Annotated in this window: 16 protein-coding genes; 13 read left to right on the forward strand and 3 right to left on the reverse strand. The window is 71.0% G+C overall.

The annotated features are described in order from the left end of the window. Positions 1-109: 109 nt before the first annotated feature. From ppc to Afe05nite_RS08685, 5 genes are all read left to right on the forward strand, one after another. Entirely contained in the window at positions 110-2,911 is a 2,802-nt protein-coding gene (gene ppc / locus Afe05nite_RS08665; protein WP_203816464.1) for a phosphoenolpyruvate carboxylase, read from the forward strand. Between the two features lie 256 nt (positions 2,912-3,167). Further along, positions 3,168-4,082, forward strand: coding sequence for an ABC transporter ATP-binding protein (locus tag Afe05nite_RS08670; protein WP_203816465.1), 915 nt, complete (start codon positions 3,168-3,170; stop codon positions 4,080-4,082). Further along, on the forward strand, positions 4,075-4,938 hold the full coding sequence (locus tag Afe05nite_RS08675; RefSeq protein WP_203816466.1) for an ABC transporter permease: 864 nt from the start codon (positions 4,075-4,077) through the stop codon (positions 4,936-4,938). Before Afe05nite_RS08670 ends, Afe05nite_RS08675 begins: the two co-directional genes overlap by 8 nt. Before the next feature lie 55 nt (positions 4,939-4,993). Further along, complete coding sequence (locus Afe05nite_RS08680; RefSeq protein ID WP_203816467.1) at positions 4,994-5,905, forward strand: ABC transporter ATP-binding protein; 912 nt, start codon at positions 4,994-4,996, stop codon at positions 5,903-5,905. Further along, positions 5,905-6,615 (forward strand): ABC transporter permease, encoded by a 711-nt coding sequence (locus tag Afe05nite_RS08685; protein ID WP_203816468.1) that lies wholly within the window; start codon positions 5,905-5,907, stop codon positions 6,613-6,615. The genes Afe05nite_RS08680 and Afe05nite_RS08685 overlap by 1 nt, the downstream gene beginning before the upstream one ends. A gap of 307 nt (positions 6,616-6,922) precedes the next feature. Here Afe05nite_RS08685 and Afe05nite_RS08690 read toward each other — a convergent pair whose 3' ends face one another. Further along, positions 6,923-7,390 carry an NUDIX domain-containing protein gene (locus Afe05nite_RS08690; RefSeq protein WP_239117656.1) on the reverse strand — a complete coding sequence of 156 codons (468 nt, stop codon included), beginning with the start codon at positions 7,388-7,390 and terminating at the stop codon, positions 6,923-6,925. 10 nt (positions 7,391-7,400) lie between these two features. Beyond that, positions 7,401-8,732 (reverse strand): glycosyl hydrolase, encoded by a 1,332-nt coding sequence (locus Afe05nite_RS08695; protein WP_203816469.1) that lies wholly within the window; start codon positions 8,730-8,732, stop codon positions 7,401-7,403. Positions 8,733-8,888: 156 nt separating this feature from the next. Between Afe05nite_RS08695 and cysC the strand changes: the two genes are divergently transcribed. The 8 genes from cysC (at position 8,889) to Afe05nite_RS08735 (ending at position 19,107) form a co-directional block, all read left to right on the forward strand. Continuing rightward, the gene (gene cysC / locus Afe05nite_RS08700) at positions 8,889-10,397 is read left to right on the forward strand and encodes an adenylyl-sulfate kinase (RefSeq protein ID WP_239117657.1); all 1,509 of its coding nucleotides are present in this window, start codon (positions 8,889-8,891) and stop codon (positions 10,395-10,397) included. Positions 10,398-10,490: 93 nt separating this feature from the next. After that, positions 10,491-12,329: a Wzz/FepE/Etk N-terminal domain-containing protein gene (locus Afe05nite_RS08705; protein WP_203816471.1), complete on the forward strand. Its 1,839-nt coding sequence runs from the start codon at positions 10,491-10,493 to the stop codon at positions 12,327-12,329. Continuing rightward, positions 12,326-13,729: a hypothetical protein gene (locus Afe05nite_RS08710; protein ID WP_239117658.1), complete on the forward strand. Its 1,404-nt coding sequence runs from the start codon at positions 12,326-12,328 to the stop codon at positions 13,727-13,729. Before Afe05nite_RS08705 ends, Afe05nite_RS08710 begins: the two co-directional genes overlap by 4 nt. Beyond that, the gene (locus tag Afe05nite_RS08715) at positions 13,726-14,955 is read left to right on the forward strand and encodes a hypothetical protein (protein ID WP_203816472.1); all 1,230 of its coding nucleotides are present in this window, start codon (positions 13,726-13,728) and stop codon (positions 14,953-14,955) included. Before Afe05nite_RS08710 ends, Afe05nite_RS08715 begins: the two co-directional genes overlap by 4 nt. Positions 14,956-14,960: 5 nt before the next feature. Continuing rightward, positions 14,961-15,839, forward strand: a complete 879-nt coding sequence (locus tag Afe05nite_RS08720) for a sulfotransferase family protein (protein ID WP_203816473.1) — start codon at positions 14,961-14,963, stop codon at positions 15,837-15,839. Continuing rightward, positions 15,836-17,377 (forward strand): lipopolysaccharide biosynthesis protein, encoded by a 1,542-nt coding sequence (locus tag Afe05nite_RS08725; protein WP_239117659.1) that lies wholly within the window; start codon positions 15,836-15,838, stop codon positions 17,375-17,377. Before Afe05nite_RS08720 ends, Afe05nite_RS08725 begins: the two co-directional genes overlap by 4 nt. A gap of 10 nt (positions 17,378-17,387) precedes the next feature. Further along, entirely contained in the window at positions 17,388-18,122 is a 735-nt protein-coding gene (locus Afe05nite_RS08730) for a methyltransferase domain-containing protein (RefSeq protein ID WP_203816474.1), read from the forward strand. Beyond that, positions 18,115-19,107: a glycoside hydrolase family 26 protein gene (locus Afe05nite_RS08735; protein WP_203816475.1), complete on the forward strand. Its 993-nt coding sequence runs from the start codon at positions 18,115-18,117 to the stop codon at positions 19,105-19,107. The genes Afe05nite_RS08730 and Afe05nite_RS08735 overlap by 8 nt, the downstream gene beginning before the upstream one ends. Here Afe05nite_RS08735 and Afe05nite_RS08740 read toward each other — a convergent pair. Beyond that, positions 19,097-19,468, reverse strand: a complete 372-nt coding sequence (locus tag Afe05nite_RS08740; protein ID WP_203816476.1) for a VOC family protein — start codon at positions 19,466-19,468, stop codon at positions 19,097-19,099. The genes Afe05nite_RS08735 and Afe05nite_RS08740 overlap by 11 nt on opposite strands. Positions 19,469-19,477: the final 9 nt, after the last annotated feature.

A 19,477-nucleotide genomic window follows, 5' to 3' on the forward strand; every position in this document is an offset into this window, starting at 1 on the left:
AATTCACCCCTCCCAGGGGTCCCGCCGATACCATCGGCGGAGTCGGGACAGCGCCGTCCTGGAGCACTGACCGAGCTCCCTTTTCTTGGGGGGCAGAAGGAGCGCCCCGATGAGCGACCCGCACGGCCACCCCGACACGGACGGCCCCGACTCCGACGCCGCGCTGCGCGCCGACATCCGGCGGATCAGCGCCCTGCTCGGCCAGACCCTGGCCCGGCAGGAAGGACGTCCGCTGCTCGACCTGGTCGAGGAGGTCCGGGCCCTGGTCCGGCAGGACGCCAACGCCGCCGCCGACCGGCTGGCCGCCATGGATGTCACCACCGGCACCAAACTGGCCCGCGCGTTCTCCACCTATTTCCAACTCGCCAACATCACCGAGCAGGTGCACCGGTCCCGCTACCTCCGGCGGCGCCGGGCCCAGGACGGCGGATGGCTCGACCAGGCCGCCAAGCGCATCGCCGAGCACGGCGTGCCGGCCGACGAGATCGCCGCGGCCGCCCGCCGGCTCGCGGTCCGCCCCGTCTTCACCGCGCACCCGACCGAGGCGTCCCGCCGCTCGATCCTGTCCAAGCTGCGCCAGGTCGCCGACGAGCTCGACAACGAAGCCTCGGCCCAGGTCCTCTTCGGCGCCTCCGACACCACCGCCTCGACCCGCCGGTTCGCCGAGCTGATCGACCTGCTGTGGCAGACCGACGAGCTGCGGCTCGACCGGCCCGATCCGACCGACGAGGCCCGCAACGCCGTCTACTACCTGCGCGACCTCTATGCGGACGCGGCCCCGCAGGTGCTCACCGACCTCGCCGAGACGCTGCGCAACCTGGGCGTGGAGACCGCGCCGACGGCGCGCCCGTTGACCTTCGGCACGTGGATCGGCGGCGACCGCGACGGCAACCCGTTCGTCACCCCGGCCGTCACCCGCGACGTCCTGATGATCCAGCACGAGCACGGCATCCAGGCCACCGAGAAGGCGATGGACCGGCTGATCGACGAACTGTCGGTCTCCCGCCGGCTGCGCGGGGTGTCCCTCGACCTGTCCGCCTCGATCGCCAAGGACCTGGACAACCTGCCCGAGGTCGCGCCCCGCTTCCGCAAGACCAACGCCGAGGAGCCCTACCGCCTCAAGGTACGGGCGATCAAGGCGAAGCTGGCCAACACCCGGGAACGGCTGCGGCGCAACACCCCGCACGTCTCCGGCCGCGACTACCTCGGCAACGACGAGCTGATCGGTGACCTCGAGCTGATGCGCGCCTCGCTGGCCCGCAACTCCGGCCAGCTCACCGCGGTCGGCGTGGTCGCGTCGGCGATCCGCACGCTCTCCGCGTTCGGTCTCCAGCTGGCCACGCTCGACGTGCGTGAGCACGCCGAGAAGCACCACGAGGTGCTCCAGCAGATGTACACCCAGGTCGGCGAGGTCGACGACTACGCCGCCCTCGACCGGCCCGACCGCACCAAGCTGCTCGCCGCCGAGCTGGCCGGGCGGCGGCCGCTGTCCAGCGCGGACACCCCGCTCACCGATTCCGCCCGCAAGACCTTCGACGTGTTCAACACGATCCGCGAGGTGCAGGAGCGCTTCGGCGCGGACGTCATCGAGACGTACATCATCTCGATGACCCTGGGTGTCGACGACGTCCTCGCCGCGGCCGTGCTGGCCCGCGAGGCCGGCCTGGTCGACATCCACACCGGCCGGGCCCGGGTCAACATCGTGCCGCTGCTGGAGACGCCGGCCGAGCTCGCCGCCGGCGGTGAGCTGCTCGACGAGATGCTGTCGCTGCCGGCCTACCGGGAGATCGTGCGGGCCCGGGGTGACGTGCAGGAGGTCATGCTCGGCTACTCCGACTCCAACAAGGAGGGCGGCATCACCACCAGCCAGTGGGGCATCCACAAAGCCCAGCGTTCGCTGCGTGACGTGGCCGCCCGGCACGGCGTGCGCCTGCGCCTCTTCCACGGTCGTGGTGGCACCGTCGGCCGTGGTGGTGGCCCCACCCACGAGGCGATCCTGGCCCAGCCGTACGGCACGCTCGACGGCGCGATCAAGGTCACCGAGCAGGGCGAGGTCATCTCCGACAAGTACACGCTGCCCGCCCTGGCCCGGGAAAACCTGGAGCTCACCGTCGCGGCGGTGCTGCAGGCGACGCTGCTGCACACCACCCCGTCGGTCGACGCCGAGCGCCTGGCGCAGTGGGACGCGACCATGGACGCGGCCTCCGACGCGGCGTTCGCGGCCTACCGCTCGCTGGTGGAAGACCCGGACCTGGCGGCCTACTTCTGGGCGTCCACCCCGACCGAACTGCTCGGTCAGCTCAACATCGGCTCCCGCCCGTCGAAGCGGCCCAACACCGACGCCGGCCTCGGCGGTCTGCGGGCCATCCCGTGGGTCTTCGGCTGGACCCAGACCCGGCAGATCGTGCCCGGCTGGTACGGCGTCGGCACCGGCCTCAAGGCGGCGCGCGAGGCCGGCCACGGCGAGTCGATCAAGCAGATGCACGCGGACTGGCAGTTCTTCAAGACGTTCCTGTCGAACGTCGAGATGATGCTGAACAAGACCGACCTCGACATCGCACGCCGTTACGTCGAGACCCTGGTCCCCGAACACCTCCAGCCGATCTTCGAAAAGATCAAGCAGGAGTACGAGCTGACCGTACGCGAGGTACTGGCGATCACCGGCAGCGGCGGCCTGCTGGCCTCCCAGCCCGAGCTCCGGCGCACCCTCGATGTCCGCGACACCTACCTCCTGCCGCTGCACCACCTCCAGGTGGCCCTGCTCCGGCAGTACCGCGACCTCAGCGAGGCCGACCGTCAACTGGTCACGACACCCGGCGCCCGGCGCGCCCCGTCCGAGTCGACCGCCCTCGAGCGGGCGTTGCTCACCTCGGTGAACGGCATCGCCGCCGGCATGCGCAACACCGGCTGACCATCGACGCGTACGCGGCCCGGCACGCCCGTAGGCGCAGCCGGGCCGTTCCGCGTTCCGGGGCCGACCCGCCCGGGGCAGATCCGCGCGTTTTTCTTGAGAAAGGGGTCTCGGAGTGCCGCGGAGGCCCGTTGGCGTGGCAGAGGTCACCCGTACGATTCAAGTGAGTTTTCTGAGAGTGGCCTGAGAGACCCCGAGAGGGTCCTCAGGGATTCTCCGGATCCGCCGGGGTGCGGAGGCTTCCTAGGCTAGGCCCGTGACCATCATCGCGACCAAGGCGCTGACGAAGACTTACGGCGGCGGGGTGACGGCGCTTGCCGACCTCACCGTCGAGGTCGATGCGGGCGTCATCGGGCTCGTCGGCGCCAACGGTGCCGGCAAGAGCACCTTCATCAAGATCATGCTGGGGCTTCTCGCGCCCAGCGCCGGCGACGTCCGGGTGTTCGGGATCGACCCGGTCACCGAGACCGACAAGGTGCGGGCGCGGGTCGGCTACATGCCGGAGAACGATGCCCTGCCGCCGGACGTGTCGGCCTCCGAGTTCGTCACCCACATGGGGCGGCTCAGCGGACTTCCCAAGACCGCGGCGCGGGAGCGAGCCTCCGAAGCGCTGCGCCACGTCGGGCTCTACGAGGAGCGCTATCGCCAGATCGGCGGCTACTCGACCGGCATGAAGCAGCGGGTCAAGCTGGCTCAGGCCCTCGTGCACGACCCTGACCTGCTGCTTCTCGACGAACCCACGAACGGCCTCGACCCGGCCGGGCGCGACGCCATGCTCACGCTGATCCATCGGATCGGCAACGAGTTCGGCATCTCCGTGGTGGTCTGCTCGCACCTGCTGGGCGAGGTCGAGCGCATCTGCGACTCGCTGATCGCCATCGAGGGCGGGCGCCTGCTGCGCGCCGACCGCATCGACCGGATGACCGCGGCCTCCGACGTCCTCGCCGTGGAGGTCAGCGAGGGCACCGACGAACTGGCCGCGGCCCTGCGTGCCGCCGGCTTCGCCGTCACACCCGAGGGCCGGTTGCTCTTGGTGCCACTCGACTCCGACAGCGCGTACGACCGGATCCTGCAGGCCGTGGCCGAGCTCGACCTCCCGCTGCACCGCCTCGACCAGCGACGTCACCGCGTCGCCGAGCTCTTCACCACGAAGGAGACGGCCGATGTCTGACGCCGGCGTCATCCACGACATCGGATACCAGCGTTACCAGGGTCCGCGCCTGGGCCGCCGGGCCGTGTTCAGCTCCCTCTACCAGCACGGGCTGCGAGCCGCGTTCGGGTTCGGCCGGTCCGCCAAGTCCAAGATCTTCCCGTGGGGCGTGGCCGCCATCGCGCTGCTCGTCGCGGTGATCAACGCGGCGGTCCGGTCACAGACCGGCACCTGGCTCTTCGACTACTACAGCTTCGCCGACTCGATGAGCTGGCTGGTGATCTTCTTCGTCGCCATCGTCGCCCCCGAGCTGGTCTCCCGCGACCTGCGCTCCGGGGTCCTGCCGCTGTATTTCAGCCGGCCGCTGCGCGCCTTCGACTACGTCTCCGCGAAGGTCGCGGCCCTGGTCACGGCCGCCTGGCTGCTGCTGGGCGTGCCGCAGTTCATCATGTTCCTCGGCGGCGCGTTCACCACCAAGACCGGCATGAAGGGCGTCTGGCACGAGCTGGGGCTGCTCCTGCCGGGCTGGGCCTACAGCCTGCTGTGGGCGCTCGTCTTCGCCAGCATCAGCCTGCTCATCGCCTCGCTGACCGGCAAGCGCGCGTTCGCGGCCGGCGGCATCGTCGCGGTCTTCCTGATGACCACCCCGGTCGTCGGCGTGCTCAGCGTGCTGCCCTCCGACACCTCCCGGCACCTGGCCGGCCTGGCCAGCCCGATGAGCCTGATCGCGGGGGTCGAGGCATGGCTGCGCGGCCGCGGCGATCTCGGCATCGACGTCGGGGACTTCGGCGTGATCTACGGCATCGAGGCGTTCTGCCTCATCTTCGCGTGCCTGTTGCTGTTGCTGGCTCGCTACCGGAAGGTGGCCGCGCTGTGAGCGCGAGGAGAGAGCCGGTTTTGCGAGCCCCGCAGCGCGAAGGAAAGGTGGCACGGTGAGCGTCGTCGAACTTCAGAACGTCTCCCGCTGGTACGGCAACGTCGTCGCCGTCAACGACATCAGCATGAGCCTGCAGCCCGGCGTGACCGGCCTGCTCGGACCGAACGGCGCCGGCAAGACCACGGTGCTGCACATGATGGCGGGCTTCCTGGCGCCGTCGCGCGGCTCGGTGTCCGTCGACGGCGCGCCCACCTGGCGCAACCCCGCCATCTACCGCCAGCTCGGCCTGGTCGCCGAGAAGGAGGCGGTGCACGGCTTCCTGACCGCAAGGCAGTTCGTGGTGGCCTGCGCCAAGATGCAGAAGCTGCCCGACGCCGCGGCGGCCGCCGACCGCGCCCTGCGGCTGGTCGAGATGACCGACGCCCAGGACCGCCGCATCGAGACGTTCTCCAAGGGCATGCGCCAGCGCACCCGGGTGGCCGCGGCGCTCGTGCACAACCCGCAGGTGCTGCTGCTCGACGAGCCGTTCAACGGCATGGACCCGCGCCAGCGCATGCACATGATGGAACTGCTGCACAAGCTCGGCGACGAGGGCCACACCATCCTGTTCAGCTCGCACATCCTGGAGGAGGTCGAGCAGCTCTCCGGCCTCGTCCAGGTGATCGTGGCCGGGCGCCTCGCCGCCTCCGGCGACTTCCGCCGCATCCGCCGGCTGATGACCAACCGGCCGCACGTGTTCGCCGTGCAGAGCTCCGACGACCGGCGGCTGGCGGTGGCGCTGATCGGCGAGAAGTCGGTGAGCGGCGTCGAGATCGAGGCGGGCGGCCTCACGGTCCGCGCCTCCGACTACGGCAGCTTCACCCGCGCGCTGCCGCGCATCGCCCTCGGCGAGGGCATCCGCCTGCGGCGCCTGCTGCCGTCCGACGAGTCGCTGGAGAGCGTCTTCTCCTACCTGCTGGAGGCATGATGTCCACGGTCGCCTACATCACCGTCCGCGGCCTGTTCGGCCGCCGCCGGGCCCTGCTGCTGCTGCCCCTGCCCCTGCTGGTGATCGGCCTCGCGCTCATCTGCCGGTCCGTCGGCGTCGACGCCGACCAGTGGGGCCAGGCCGTCGTGCAGGGCCTCGGCCTCGCCGTCGCGCTCCCGGTGATCAGCCTGATCGTCGGCACCGGGGTGCTCGGCTCCGAGGTGGACGACGGCACGATCGTCCACATCCTCACCAAGCCGCTCCCCCGCCGCGACATCATCATCGCCAAGCTGCTGGTCGCCGCGGGCGTCTCGGCGGTCACCTCGGCGGTCCCGCTGTTCATCGCCGGCGTGCTGGCCGACAGCGTCAAGTTCGGCCTGGCGCTGTCCGCCGCGGCAGCGGTCGGGGCGCTGGCCTACTCCGCGCTGTTCCTGCTGCTGAGCCTGGTGACCCGGCGCCCGGTGCTGCTGGGCCTGGTCTACATCCTGATCTGGGAGGGCCTGCTGGGACGCTGGGTGAGCGGCACCCGGGTCCTGTCCATCGAGCAGTACGTGATCACCATCGCCGACAAGCTCGCCCCGACCAGCATGCTCGCCGGAAAGGTCTCCGTGCCGGTGGCCGTGGTGATGGCGCTGATCTTCGCGATCGGCGGAACCCTGTTCGCGATCAACCGGCTGGGATCGTTCAGCGTGGCCGGCGAGACCAGCTGACCGCGGGCCGGGGCTTCACGCGGGAGCGCAGCTTCCTTGAAACGGACGCTTACCGGCACGCGAAGCCCGACATCCCTGGAGAAGGGACCTCGAAGTGCACGGAGGCCCCTTCTTCAGGGAAGTTGCGCTCGCACCTTCCGGTTTCCCCGGGCGATGTCATGTGACTGGTCACTCGACGTGATGTTCGTGGGTGACGTCTCGCCGGCCGCGCGGTTGCCCTCCGAGTCGGCGATGTATCTGCGGGCCCGGGACCGGCGGATCCGGGACCATGTCGCCCGGGTCCGCGACCTGCTCGGCGTTCTCGCGATCACGGCGTCGTTCCGGGTGATCGGGGGCGCGGATCGGCCTCGGGCGGGCGGCCGTTCTCCAGGTAACGGGTCCGGCCGGGGATGACGGCCTGGAGGCGGTGGGCCAGGCGGTCCAGGGTGTAGTCGGTCAGGCGGGCCGGCTCGACGTAGGCGTACTCCAGGATTTCGCCGTCAAGGAATTCGATCTGGCTGTGCTGGGCCTCGGTAAGGGTGCCGCCGTCAAAGACGAACAGCAGTTTGTCGCCCTGGGTGGGGTGCGGGGCCCAGTCGACGATCAGCGCCTGGCCGACCGAGATCTCCAGGCCCAGCTCTTCACGCACTTCGCGTTCGCAGGCAGCGGACGGCGTCTCGCCGTCCTCGACCATGCCGCCGGGGATCTCCCAGGCGTCCTTGTAGCTCGTCCGCACCATCATGATGCGGCCGCCGGCGTCCCGGAACACGGCGCCGGCGGCGACCAGAAGGTTCACCAGGAGAACTCTAGGGCGCGACGGCTACCTGGAAAATGGGCAACTTGCCGAGGTTGCGGTAGGCCTGCAGCGCCGCCGGCGTGCTGTCGACGGAGGAGTCCTGGCCCTTCTGGTTGTGCGGGGTCTCGAACTGGACCATCGCGCGGACCTTCGGGAACCGGCGGATCTCCTGGCCGAGCTGGCGGTAGAAGTCGACCTTGTAGCCGGTGTTGCGTTTGGACGACCAGACGCCCCACTCGGCGATCATGAGAGGCTTGCCGGGGTGCCGGGTCAGGGCCCAGTTGTAGAAGCCGGGCCAGTCGCCGATGCGGCGGTTGAAGATCTGGGCGAAGTCACCGTGGCCGTAGCCGGGGTCGCTGTAGGCGTACGTGTCGAAGCCGATCCAGTCGACCACGTCGTCGCCGGGGTACATGTGGTTGAACCAGCTCTGGGTCGCGTGCTTCACGTACGCCATGTGCACCAGCACGCTGACGATGTTGTCGACCCCGTGGGCGCGCAGTCGTTTGATCACGTGCCGGTACATGGCCGCGTAGTCGCGCGCGGTGTAGCCGGACCCGGCCTTCTCCCGTACGTCGTTCTCGCCCTCGTGATGCACGGCGAAGAAGAACTTCTCGGGATAGGTCTTCTTGATGTGTACGGCGAGCCGGTCGAGGAACGCGTCGGTGCCCTTGTCGCCGCGGGCGATGGCGGCCCAGGAGGCGGACTCGGGTTTCCAGTTGAGGAACAGGATGCGGTTGCGCCCCGGCTGCCGGGAGATCGCGATCTCCTGCTCGGTCGGGAACAGCTGCCGGATCCCGCCGTGATAGGCGTGGTAGATCGCCTGGGTGCGCCCGGTCTTGCGCTCGAACGCGGCCAGTGCCTGGACGCCGCGACTCTGGGTGTGCGCTCCGGGCGCGACGCCCCACAGCACGTTGCAGGTGGGGATCAGCAGGCGTCCGGTGCGACAGCGGCCGCCCTTGGCGTCCGCGTCGGGGACCAGGCCGGGGGCGGCGGCGCGCGGCGAGGCCGTGTCGGGCTGCGCTGAGGTGTCCGGGCTGACCGGCACCGACCCGACGACTGCCGGTTCGCTGGGGGTCGTCGGGCTCGGTGACGCGGGCCGGCGGAGGGACTCCACACCTCGCCGGGGGGCGTCGGGCACCGGGAACGCACGGGCGGCGATCACCGGCCGGGCGACGGTGGGGTCGGCGGCCGTGCTGAGCGACGGCTCGACCTGGTCGACCGGCCCGGCCTGGTCGACCGGCCCGCCGCCGCCGGTCCAGGCCAGTGTGGTCACGACGGAGAGCACGAAAGCCCCGGGCACGGCAGCGAAGTTGAGGAGCCGGAAGCGGCGCGGACGGTTCACGAGGTGCCAGTATTATGACAAAGGTACGTTTTGTCCAATCCTCGGTGCCGGAAATGTAGACCGGAATACCGCTCCACCCCGCCTCGACCACGACCGGCCGGGCTGCAAAACTGTCTCCCTAGTCGGCCGCAGGGGGATGCAAAGGTGAATGGTTCGGTGCTTCCCGAAGACGTGCTGCGCGACGCGCCGTCATACACGCCCAACCCGCACGAGCTCGCTGATCTGGAACTGCTGCTCAGCGGCGCCTACGCACCGCTGACCGGGTTCCTGGGCCGGGCCGATCTCGACGCCCTGCGCCGCCGCGGACGGCTCGCCGACGGCACCCAGTGGCCGGCCGCGGTGACGCTCGCCGTGCCCGCCGAGCTGGCGAGCGAATTGGTGCTGGCCGATCCGCTGCGCCGCACGATAATCCTGACCGACCCGGAGGGCGCGCCGGTCGCCGCCCTGGAGGTCACCGACGCCTGGCCGAGCGGCGAGCGCAGCTACGGCGTGGGCGGCACGGTGCGCGCGATGGGCGACGGCGGCCGGCACACCTTCCAGCGGCTGCGACGCACGCCGGCCGAGGTCCGGGCGCTGCTGCCCCCGGGCCGGGTGCTCGGCGTGATCGCCGACCGGCCGCTGCACCGCCCGCAGCTGGCGCAGATCGCCCACGCGGCCCGCACACTCGCCGCCCACCTGCTGATCCTGATCCCGGTGAGCGGCCCCGGGCCGGACGGCCTGCCGACCGAGGCGCTGGTGCGAGCGATCTTCGCGGCCCGCGACCGGCTGCCACCGGCGACGATCGTGGCGCTGCCGCTGCTCAACCGGGGCGACGAGTTGCGCGACGCGATGCTGCGGTCCAAAGTCGCCGCTTCCTACGGCGTGACCCACGTGCTCTCCACCGGCGGCACGCTCTCCGGCGGCGGCCTGCGTGTGCTGGTGCCACGCGAGCTGGCCTACGACAACCGGGACGGTCAATGGCGCTGGCGCGACGACATCCCGCCGCGCAACCGTCGCCTGGCGATGGCCCCGGCCGAGATCGACGACCTGCTCGACCGCGGTTTCCCGCTGCCCGAGTGGCACACGCCCCCGGCGGTGGCCAAGGAACTGGTGCGGGCCCGGCCGCCGCGCCGGCACCGCGGCCTGGTCGTGTTCTTCACCGGCCTCTCCGGCTCCGGTAAATCGACCATCGCCCGCGGCCTGGCCGACTCGCTGCGCGAGTCCGGCGACCGCACGGTCACCCTGCTCGACGGTGACGTGGTGCGGCGCGAGCTCTCCGCGGGGCTGGGCTTCAGCAAGGCCGACCGGGACCGCAACGTACGCCGGATCGGCTGGGTCGCCGCCGAGATCGGCAGGCATCGCGGCATGGCGGTGGCGTGCCCGATCGCGCCGTACGAGGCGGCCCGCGCGGCCGTCCGGGCGATGGCCAGCGAGGCCGGCGCCGGTTTCGTGCTGGTGCACGTGGCCACCCCGCTGGAGGTGTGCGAGCAGCGTGACCGCAAGGGCCTCTACGCCCGGGCCCGCGCCGGCCAGCTGCGTGGGATGACCGGCATCGACGACCCGTACGAGACGCCGGCCGACGCCGAATTGACGGTCGACACCACCACGATGACCGTCTCCGAGGCGATCGGGGTCGTGCTCGCCGACCTCGTGGAGAACGGCTGGGTGGAGCCGAAACTGGCGTAAACCCATCACGAAGGCGGAGTTGAGACGTTTACCTCCCTGGGGGCAAATCGCCCATGACCAGCGTCTCACTCACCCCGGAAGGTCCGCCGACAGATGGAAGCGTCCCGCCCAGCGGATGTCTCGCAATACCTCGGCGTGTTCCGCCGTCACTGGTGGATCGCGCTGATCGCGACAGGCGCGGGACTGGGTGCGGGGGCAGCGCTGACCCGCGCCATGCCCAAGGTCTACCAGTCGTCGGCCGCCGTCCTCGTGCAGGCCATCGACCAGGACACCAACGCGCAGGGCGGCCGGACCAAGGGTGCCGTCAACCTGGACACCGAGGCCCAGCTGGTCGGCTCGGGCGCGGTCGCGGCCAAGGCCCAGGCCCTGCTGCGCACCCCCCGTTCGCCGCTCGAGCTGGCCAAGGACGTGTCGGTCGAGGTCCCGGCGAACACCACCGTCCTGGTGATCACGTTCAAGGCCGGCTCGCCGCAGGAGGCCCAGGCCGGGGCGCACTCGTTCGCCGAGGCCTACCTGCGGAACCGCGAGGAGACCGCGCAGAACGGCCTCGATCAGCAGATCAAGACGCTCACCGCGAAGATCAAGCAGCTCACCACGACGCTTACCGGGATCAACGCCCGGCTGTCGCGGGCGCTCCGGGGCAGCCCGGACGAGAGCAACCTGCAGAGCCTGCGCAACAACTCGCAGAACCAGCTCAACGGACTCACCGGCCGGCTCAACGAGCTGACCACGACCACTGTCGGGGCCGGCAGCATCATCAGCGACGCCCGCCTGCCGGACACTCCGGTCAGCCCGAACGGCATGATCAACGTGGCCACCGGCGGCATGATCGGCCTGCTGCTCGGCATCGCTCTCGCGTTCGTGCGGGAACGGTTCGACCGGCGCCTGCGTTCGGCCGCCGACGTGCGCGACCGGGGCCGCGTCAACGTCCTCGCCACCCTGGACGAGCGCACCACCCCGCACTTCGACGACGTCCTGCAGCCGTACGGGGCGGGTGGCCGGATCTTCAACCGGCTGCGCAACGAGATCCTCGCGACGCTTCGCCCCAGTGATCAGGTGATCGTGGTGACCGGCGCGAGCCGCGGGTCGGCCGCCACCCTGGTCGCCGCCAACCTGGCCGCCGCGCTCGCCCGCACCGGCAGTGACGTGGTGCTGATCGGCGCCCACCTGCCGGACAGCGTGGTGGACGCGGCCCCGCTGGCCCGGATGCTCGGCGTCTCGGCCACCCCGGGCCTGTCCGATCTGCTCGCCGGCCGGGTCGGCCTGGCCCGGGCGATCCAGCGCACCCCGCGCATCCCGTCGCTGCGGGTGATCACGACGGGTGGTGCCGCCACCGCGGCCGGCCTGATGCAGTCCCAGCGACTCAAGGACACGCTGGAGACGCTGCGCCGGCAGGGCGGCTACATCATCATCGAGGCGCCGTCGACAAGCACCGGCGCCGACGCGCAGGGGCTGGCGAGCCTGTCCGACGCCGCGTTGCTCGCGGTCGAGCTGCGCAAGTCGCGCCGGCCCGCCCTGCTGGACGCGACCGAGCAGCTCCAGCGGGTGGGCACGCCGCTGCTGGGGGCCGTGGTGATGCCGCGGCTGTCCGGTCTGCGGACCGCCGAGGCGAGCGGGCCGGCGGTGACGCTCGCGCCCTCGCCGGCCGGGGCCAAGGACAAGCCGATCGAGCTCGGCGGCCCGGTGCTGGACAGCGAGCTGACCGAGCCGGTGCGCTTCCCGACGAACACGATGTCGGCGGCCGAGAAGGCGGACCGCACGGCGAGGGCCGCCGCGCTCGCCGCCGCGAACGCGAAGACCACCGAGAAACCGCAGGTACGGCCACGCACGGCCGCATCGGCCGACGAGATCACTGCGGTGATCGACATGTCGGGCCTGGTCAAGGAGGGTACGCGTAAGGACGGTACGGCCACGGACGGCGACCAGACGTGACCCTGGCAGCCCCGGCCACCGTACGGACCGGCGGCCCGGCCCACAGCCCGCCCAAGATCACCACTCTTCCGGCCTGGCCGGTGGCGAGCATCCTGACGCTCTATCCGCTGTGGTGGGCGCTCGGACTGGGCGTACTGATCTTCGCCGGGATGGCCGTACCCATGCTGTTCCTGCTCCTGCGGCGGCGGGTCGCCGGCCGGCCGCTGCTGCTGCCACCGGGTTTCGGGTGGTGGGCGCTCTTCCTCATGGCGGTCGTGGTGAGCATCGGCGCGCTCGGCGTCGACCCGGTCGGCACGCTCCCCGAGCACGGCAGCGGGCGACTGCCCGCGGTCGCCTACAAGCTGGCCATGTACCTGTCGATCACGGTGCTGCTGATCTACGCGGGCAACCTGACCGAACGCGAGCTGCCCAAGGCCAAGCTGGTCCGATATCTCGGCTGGCTGTTCGTGGTGACGGTGGCCGGTGGCTTCCTCGGCATGATGGCGGGGCACTTCCAGTTCACCTCGCCGGTCGAGATGCTGCTGCCGCCGGGCATCCGCGGCAAGGGTTTCGTGCAGTCCCTGGTGCACCCCTACGCCGCGCAGATCATGGACATCGTCGGCGGGGCGAAACCCCGCCCGGCCGCGCCCTGGGGCTACACCAACACCTGGGGCAACAACTTCTGCCTGCTTGTCGGCTTCCTGGTGGTGGCCGCCTGGCGGAGCGGCCGGGGCCGGCACCGGACCCTCGCGATCATCTGCCTGCTCGCGTCGATCGTGCCGGCCGTGGTGAGTCTCAACCGCGGACTGTGGATCGGCATCGGCGTCCTGGTGCTCTACGTCGCCGTCCGGTACGTGCTGGCCGGCAAGCTGTGGATCATCGGGGTGGTGGCGGTGGCCGGCGCGATGCTCACCTTCGCCGTCGTCGCCACCCCACTGGGCGGGGTGGTCAGCGCCCGCCTCGACAACGGCAAGTCCAACGGCGTCCGCTCGTTCCTGATCGACCGCGCGATCGACGGCTTCACCAGCTCGCCGGTGATCGGTTACGGCGGTACCCGGAACACCCGTGGCGGCCGCCAGTCGATCACGGTGGGTGAGAGCGCCGGCTGCGAACGCTGCGGCAACTTCACCGTCGGCGGCAACGGCCAGCTGTGGCAGCTCCTCTATGCGCACGGGGCGGCCGGCACGGTCGGCTATCTCGGCTTCTTCCTGTACGGGCTGTGGCGGTTCCGGCGCGACCGAAGCGCGATCGGGGTGGCGGCGAGCGCCGCCTTGGTCACCTCGTTCTCGGCAATGCTCTGGTACAACGCGCTGGTCACCCCGCTGGCCTTCATGGTTCTGGCATTCGCGCTGCTGTGGCGGAATTCACTGGAGCGAACTCCGACGGAGCGCACTTCCACCGAGGGGGATGAAACTCGATGAGTCCGGTCAAGACCGCGCCCGCCGAACTGAGGGCGGACGACGCGGCGCTGCGCACGCAGTACCTGACCGAGGTGCTCGACCTCCTGTACCCCTGGCCGTGCCGCACCGACGGTTCACCCGGCACCCCGATCGCGGAGTACCTGGTGGTGCCCGACGCCCGCCGGCCCCGGCTGCTGGTGCCGGCCGGGTCACGCCGGGTCGCCGCCGCCGCGGTCCGCCGCTACGCCGAGCCGCAGTCGCGGACCGCGAAGCTGAAACGGGACGCGGTGGTCGCGGCCGTGCGCACCGGGGCGTCGGCGGTGCTGCTGCGCGACCGGGTGCGGGTGACGGGTCCGTATTCGTCGAGCATCGACGGCTACCTGAGCGAGAAACTCGGCCGCGAACTGTCGGTGAGCGTCCACATCGGCCCGGCCCGCGCCAACCGCAAACCGGTGCTGCAGCTGATCGGTCCGGAGGGTGACACCTTCGGCTTCGGCAAGCTCAGCACCGGTCCGCTCACCCAGCAACTGGTCCGGGCCGAGACGGCCGCGCTGGACCGACTCGGCAGCTGCGGCCTGACCAAGCTGACCGTGCCGCGGGTGCTGCTCGCCGGTGACTGGCGCGGACTGCCGGTGCTGATCCAGTCGGCGCTGCCGGTGTGGCTGCCCCGGGCGCCGCTCGGCCGGCACCGCCTCGTCACCGCGATGCTCGACATCGCCAACTGCTGCGGTGTGACGTCCGGGCCGGTTCAGGGCAGCTCGTACTGGCAGGAGACGCGGGCCCGGCTCGCCGCGGTCGCCGATCGCGCCGAGGCGGCCGGGCTCGCCTCGGCGGCGGAACTGCTCGTCAAGCACGCCGGGGACATCCCGTTCCGGTTCGGCGCCTGGCACGGCGACTGGGCCCCCTGGAACATGGCGAACCTCGCCGACGCGCTGCTGGTGTGGGACTGGGAACGGTTCGCGACCGGGGTGCCGATGGGCTTCGACGCCATCCACCACGAGCTGCAGCGGCGGATCCAGGCGACCGACGACGCCGCGGACGCGGTCGAGCAGACCGTCAAGCGGGCCGGCGAACTGCTGGCGCCGTTCGGCGTGGCCCCGCACGCCCGCGAGGTGACCGCCCTGCTCTATCTGGTGGACCTGGCCGTCCGCTACCTGACCGACCGCCAGGCGGAGGCCGGCGCCCGCCTGGGCGTGCTCGGCACCTGGCTGCTCCCGGTGCTGATCCGCCGGGTCGAGGAGCTCTGAACCAGATGGACGTACGCAAGATGCCCGCCGGCGTGAAACGGGTGGTGCACCTGGGCTCCCGCTCCTACGGGCGGCTGACCGCGCCCGGCCGGATGACGCCCTCGTTCCTGATCTGCGGCGGGCAGCGCTGCGGCACCACCTCGATGTACCGCGCGCTGGCCGCCCACCCGACCGTGCTGAAGGCCGTGCTGCACAAGGGCGTGCACTACTTCGACACGTCCTACGAGCGGGGCATGAGCTGGTACAAGGCGCACTTCCCGCTGGTGCGCAGCGGCGACCGGATCGCCGAACGGTACGGGGTGCAGGCGCAGACCTTCGAGTCGAGCCCGTACTACATGTACCACCCGCAGGCCGCGGCCCGGATCGCCCAGGATCTGCCGAAGGCGAAGCTGATCGTCCTGGTCCGCGACCCGGTCGAGCGGGCCTACTCGCAGCACCACCACGAGGTGGCCCGCGAGTACGAGGCGGAGCGGGACTTCGGGGCGGCCCTCGCCCTGGAGCCGGCCCGGCTGCACCGGCAGGAGGAGCGGCTGGCCGAGGACCCGTCGTACTACAGCTTCGCGCACCAGCACCACGCCTACCGGGCGCGCGGCGAGTACGCCCGCTACCTCGGGGTGATGGCTCAGCACGTGGGCCGGGAGCGGATCCACGTGGTGGAGAGCGAGCGGTTCTTCGTCGAGCCGGAGGAAGTCTACGACGAGGTCTGCGAGTTCCTCGGCCTGCCGAGCTACCTGGAGCGGCCGCCGTTCGAACGGCACAACGCCCGCCCCCGGCAGGCCGACATGGACCCGCGCCTGCGTACCGAGTTGACCAACTACTACCTGCCCCACGACGACGCGCTGGCCGCCTGGCTGGGGCGGATGCCGATCTGGCGCCGTTCGTGACCGATCTGCTGGAGCGGGCCGGCGGCGAGACCAAGCGGGTCGCGCGCGGCGGGCTGGCCAACATGCTCGGCTCGGCGCTGGCCGGCGGCACCGGGGTCGCGGTCACCTGGATCGTGGCCCGGTCCCTCGGGGCCGAGCAGGCCGGCGCGTTCTTCGCCGCCACGGCCGCGTTCGTGCTCGTCGGCGGGCTGGCCAAGCTCGGCACCCAGACCGGGCTGGTCTACTGGCCGGCCCGGTTGCGCGCGACCGGGCGGGACGACCTGCTCGGCACCTGCCTGCGTACCGGCCTGACCCCGGTTCTGGTGGCTTCGGTGCTGCTCGGTGCCGCGATGTGGGTGGCCGCTCCGGCGATCGCCCGGATCACCGCGCACGAGGCCGCCCACGTGGTCGGCGCGCACACGACCGGCCTCCGCGTGCTGGCCGTCTTCCTGCCGCTGCAGGCGATGACCGACGCCCTGCTCACCGCCACCCGCGGGTACCGGGCGATGCGCCCGACCGTGCTGCTCGACCGGATCCTGCGCAGTGGGCTGCAGCTGCTTCTGCTGGCGACCGCGGCCGTGGTTTTCCAGCAACTGGAACTGCCCTGGGTCGCGCTCGCGTGGGTCGCGCCCTACCTCCCGGTGACGGTGCTGGCGGCGTACGCCCTCAAGAAGGTCTATCGGGCGGGTGAGTCGCCCCGCAAAGCCGAACAGCGCGCTCTGCGCCGCGATTTCTGGAAGTTCACCGGCCCGCGCGCCCTGGCCAGCGTGGCCCAGCTCGCGCTGCAGCGGGTGGACGTGCTGCTGGTGGCGGCGCTCGGCGGGCTGGCGGCGGCCGCCGTCTACGCCGTCGCGGGCCGGTTCGTGGTCCTCGTGCAGTTCGCCAACCAGGGGATCTCGCAGTCGGTGCAGCCCCGGCTCGCCGAGGCGCTCGCCACCGGTGACCGCCGCGCCGCCAACCACCTCTATCAGACCGCGACCGGCTGGCTGGTGCTCGTGGCCTGGCCGATCTGCCTGCTGGTGATCCACCTCGCGCCGTTCTACCTGCGGCTGTTCGGCGCCGGCTACGCCGCCGGCGCGACCGTGGTGCGGGTGCTGGCGGCGGCCATGCTGGTGGCCACCGGCTGCGGCATGGTCGACATGGTGCTCGCGATGGCCGGGCGCACCTCGTGGAACCTGGCCAACGTGCTGGTCGCGCTGGTCGTCACGATCGGCCTCGACCTGCTGCTGATCCCCCGGTACGGGGCGCTCGGCGCGGCCGTCGGCCTGGCCTGCGCGATGATCGCCAACAACCTGCTGCCGCTGATCCAGGTCGGCCGGGCGCTCGGGTTGCACCCCTTCGGGCCGGGCACCCGGGCGGCCGCGTCGCTGTCGCTCGGCTGCTTCGGCGTACTCCCCCTGATCGGCCTCGCCGGCCTCGCGCTTTCGATTCCGGCTTTCCTTACCGGGGTTTGGCTGTTTCGCCGGCACCTCGCGCTCGACGCCTTCCGACCCTCGTCGCGCCGAACCCCGGCACGCCAACCCTCGTCGCGCCAACCCTCGTCGCGTTCAAATCCATGAGGAGGACCCGTTGACCACGGACTACACCAAGGTGTTCCAGGACGCCGCGGCGGTCGAGAAGTACGAGACCATCACCTACGCGCCGGACAGTTACGCCTCGCAGATCAACCAACGGCAGCGCGACTACCTGCGCACGCTGGTGCGGCGCGAGTTCGGGCCGCGCGCACCGGTGCAGCACGACTTCGCCTGCGGCACCGGCCGGGCCATCCGCACCCTGCACGGACTGGTGCGGGAGGCGCACGGCTACGACACGTCGGCCGAGATGATGGCCAAGGCCGAGGAGGTCGGCTCGCACGCGCAGTGGCACCAGGTGCCCGCGGACGGGCCGGTGCCGGAGCCGGTCGAGGCCGGCGACCCGGCGATCGTGACGATGTTCCGGCTGCTGCTCAATGTGGACGAAGCCATCCGTGACCGGGCGCTCGCGTTCGCCGCGAAGGTGCTGCCGAACCCGGCGGCCGGAATCCTCGTGGTGGAGAACCACGGCAACGCCGAGTCGCTGCGGCATCTGCGGGCGCGCCGGCACCGCGACGACCGGTGGTTCGCCGAGCTCTCCCATGAGCAGATCGACAAGCTGCTGGCCAAGCACGGTTTCGAGGTGGTCGAGCGGCGGGGCTTCTCGATGATCACGCAGTCGCTGCACGGAAACCCGCTGGCCCGGGTCGCGGACGCGGCGATGCGCAAGCTGCCCGGTACGGACGGATATGCGGTCAACGTGCTCTACACGGCGCGGCGGATCCATGCGTAAGGCGTTAATCCTCGCCTTGGTGCTGCTGCTCGCGGGATGTTCGGGCGGGGACACCGACAAGACGCCGCCGCCCACCCCGTCGCCCGACCTGTCCGGCCGGCCCGCCGCCGTGGCGACCAACGCCGGCCCCTTCGAGAGCGGTCCGGTCGTCGCCCCGGCGAGGGGCGCGCTCGTCGGCGCCTGGATCAAACCGGACGAGCTGACCCACGTCGGCCGGCTCGCCGCGGTCGGCAGCCTGGAGAGCGACCTCGGCCGCAAGCTCAGCATCGTCAACACCTACCGCCGCTTCGAGCAGATGGTCGGCACCCCGTCGGACCGGGAGTTCCTGGCCCAGGGCGCCACCCTGATGGTCAGCTGGGCCACCGGCGACAACCGCTCCATCCTGGACGGTGAGCACGACGATCTGATCCGCAAGCAGGCCAAGGCGATCCGGAAGATCCACAAACCGGTGCTGCTGCGGATGCGCTGGGAGATGGACCGGCCCAACCTGCGGGCCACCATGTGGTCCGCCGGCGACTACATCGCCGCCTGGAAATATGTGCGGAACATCTTCAAGCAGGAGCACGCCGACAACGCCTCCTGGGTGTGGTGCCCGACCGCCGAGGGCTTCATCCGCGGCGACGCACCCGGTTTCTATCCGGGCGACGATCAGGTCGACTGGACCTGTGTGGACGTCTACGCCGGCGAGCTGTTCCAACCGATCGGGCAACTCATGGGCCCGTTCCTGGAGTTCGCCGCGAAGCACCCCAAGCCGATCGTGATCGGCGAGTTCGGGGTGGCCAAGGCCTGGGGCTCGGCCGGGCGGGCGGCGTGGCTGCGCGACGCCGAACGGACCTTCAAGGCCAATCCGCAGATCAAGGCGATCGCCTATTTCGAGTCCGACCCGGAGGGCAACCCGATCACCAAGCAGTTCCAGCTCACCGGCGACCGGCAGGCCTTCAAAGCCTTTCACGCGCTGGCGACGGACCCGTACTTCAATCCGTAGGTTCCAGGAACTCCAGCCTGTTGCCATGGGCGTCGAAGGCATAGAGCCGCCGGTGTCCGGGGAAGTGGGGATCCCACTCGACCGGATGGCCGGCGGCTTCCAATTTCTCCGCCAGAAGATCAAGGCCATCCACGAGTACGCCCGGATGAGCGCGCCGGGCCGGCTCGAAACTCGGCACCGGGGCCAGGTGGATCTCCCAGCCGCCACCTCGGAACCAGCAGCCGCCCCGGGCTTTGAGCACCGTCGGCTTCTCGAGTTCGGTCATCCCGAGGACGCCGGCGTAGAACCGCCGGGCGTCATCTTCCCCGCCCGACGGGATCAGCAACTGCACGTGATGAAGGCCCACGAACTTCACCGGCATGACAGTACA

It is taken from the genome of Paractinoplanes ferrugineus, assembly GCF_016862195.1.
Lineage (GTDB): Bacteria > Actinomycetota > Actinomycetes > Mycobacteriales > Micromonosporaceae > Actinoplanes > Actinoplanes ferrugineus.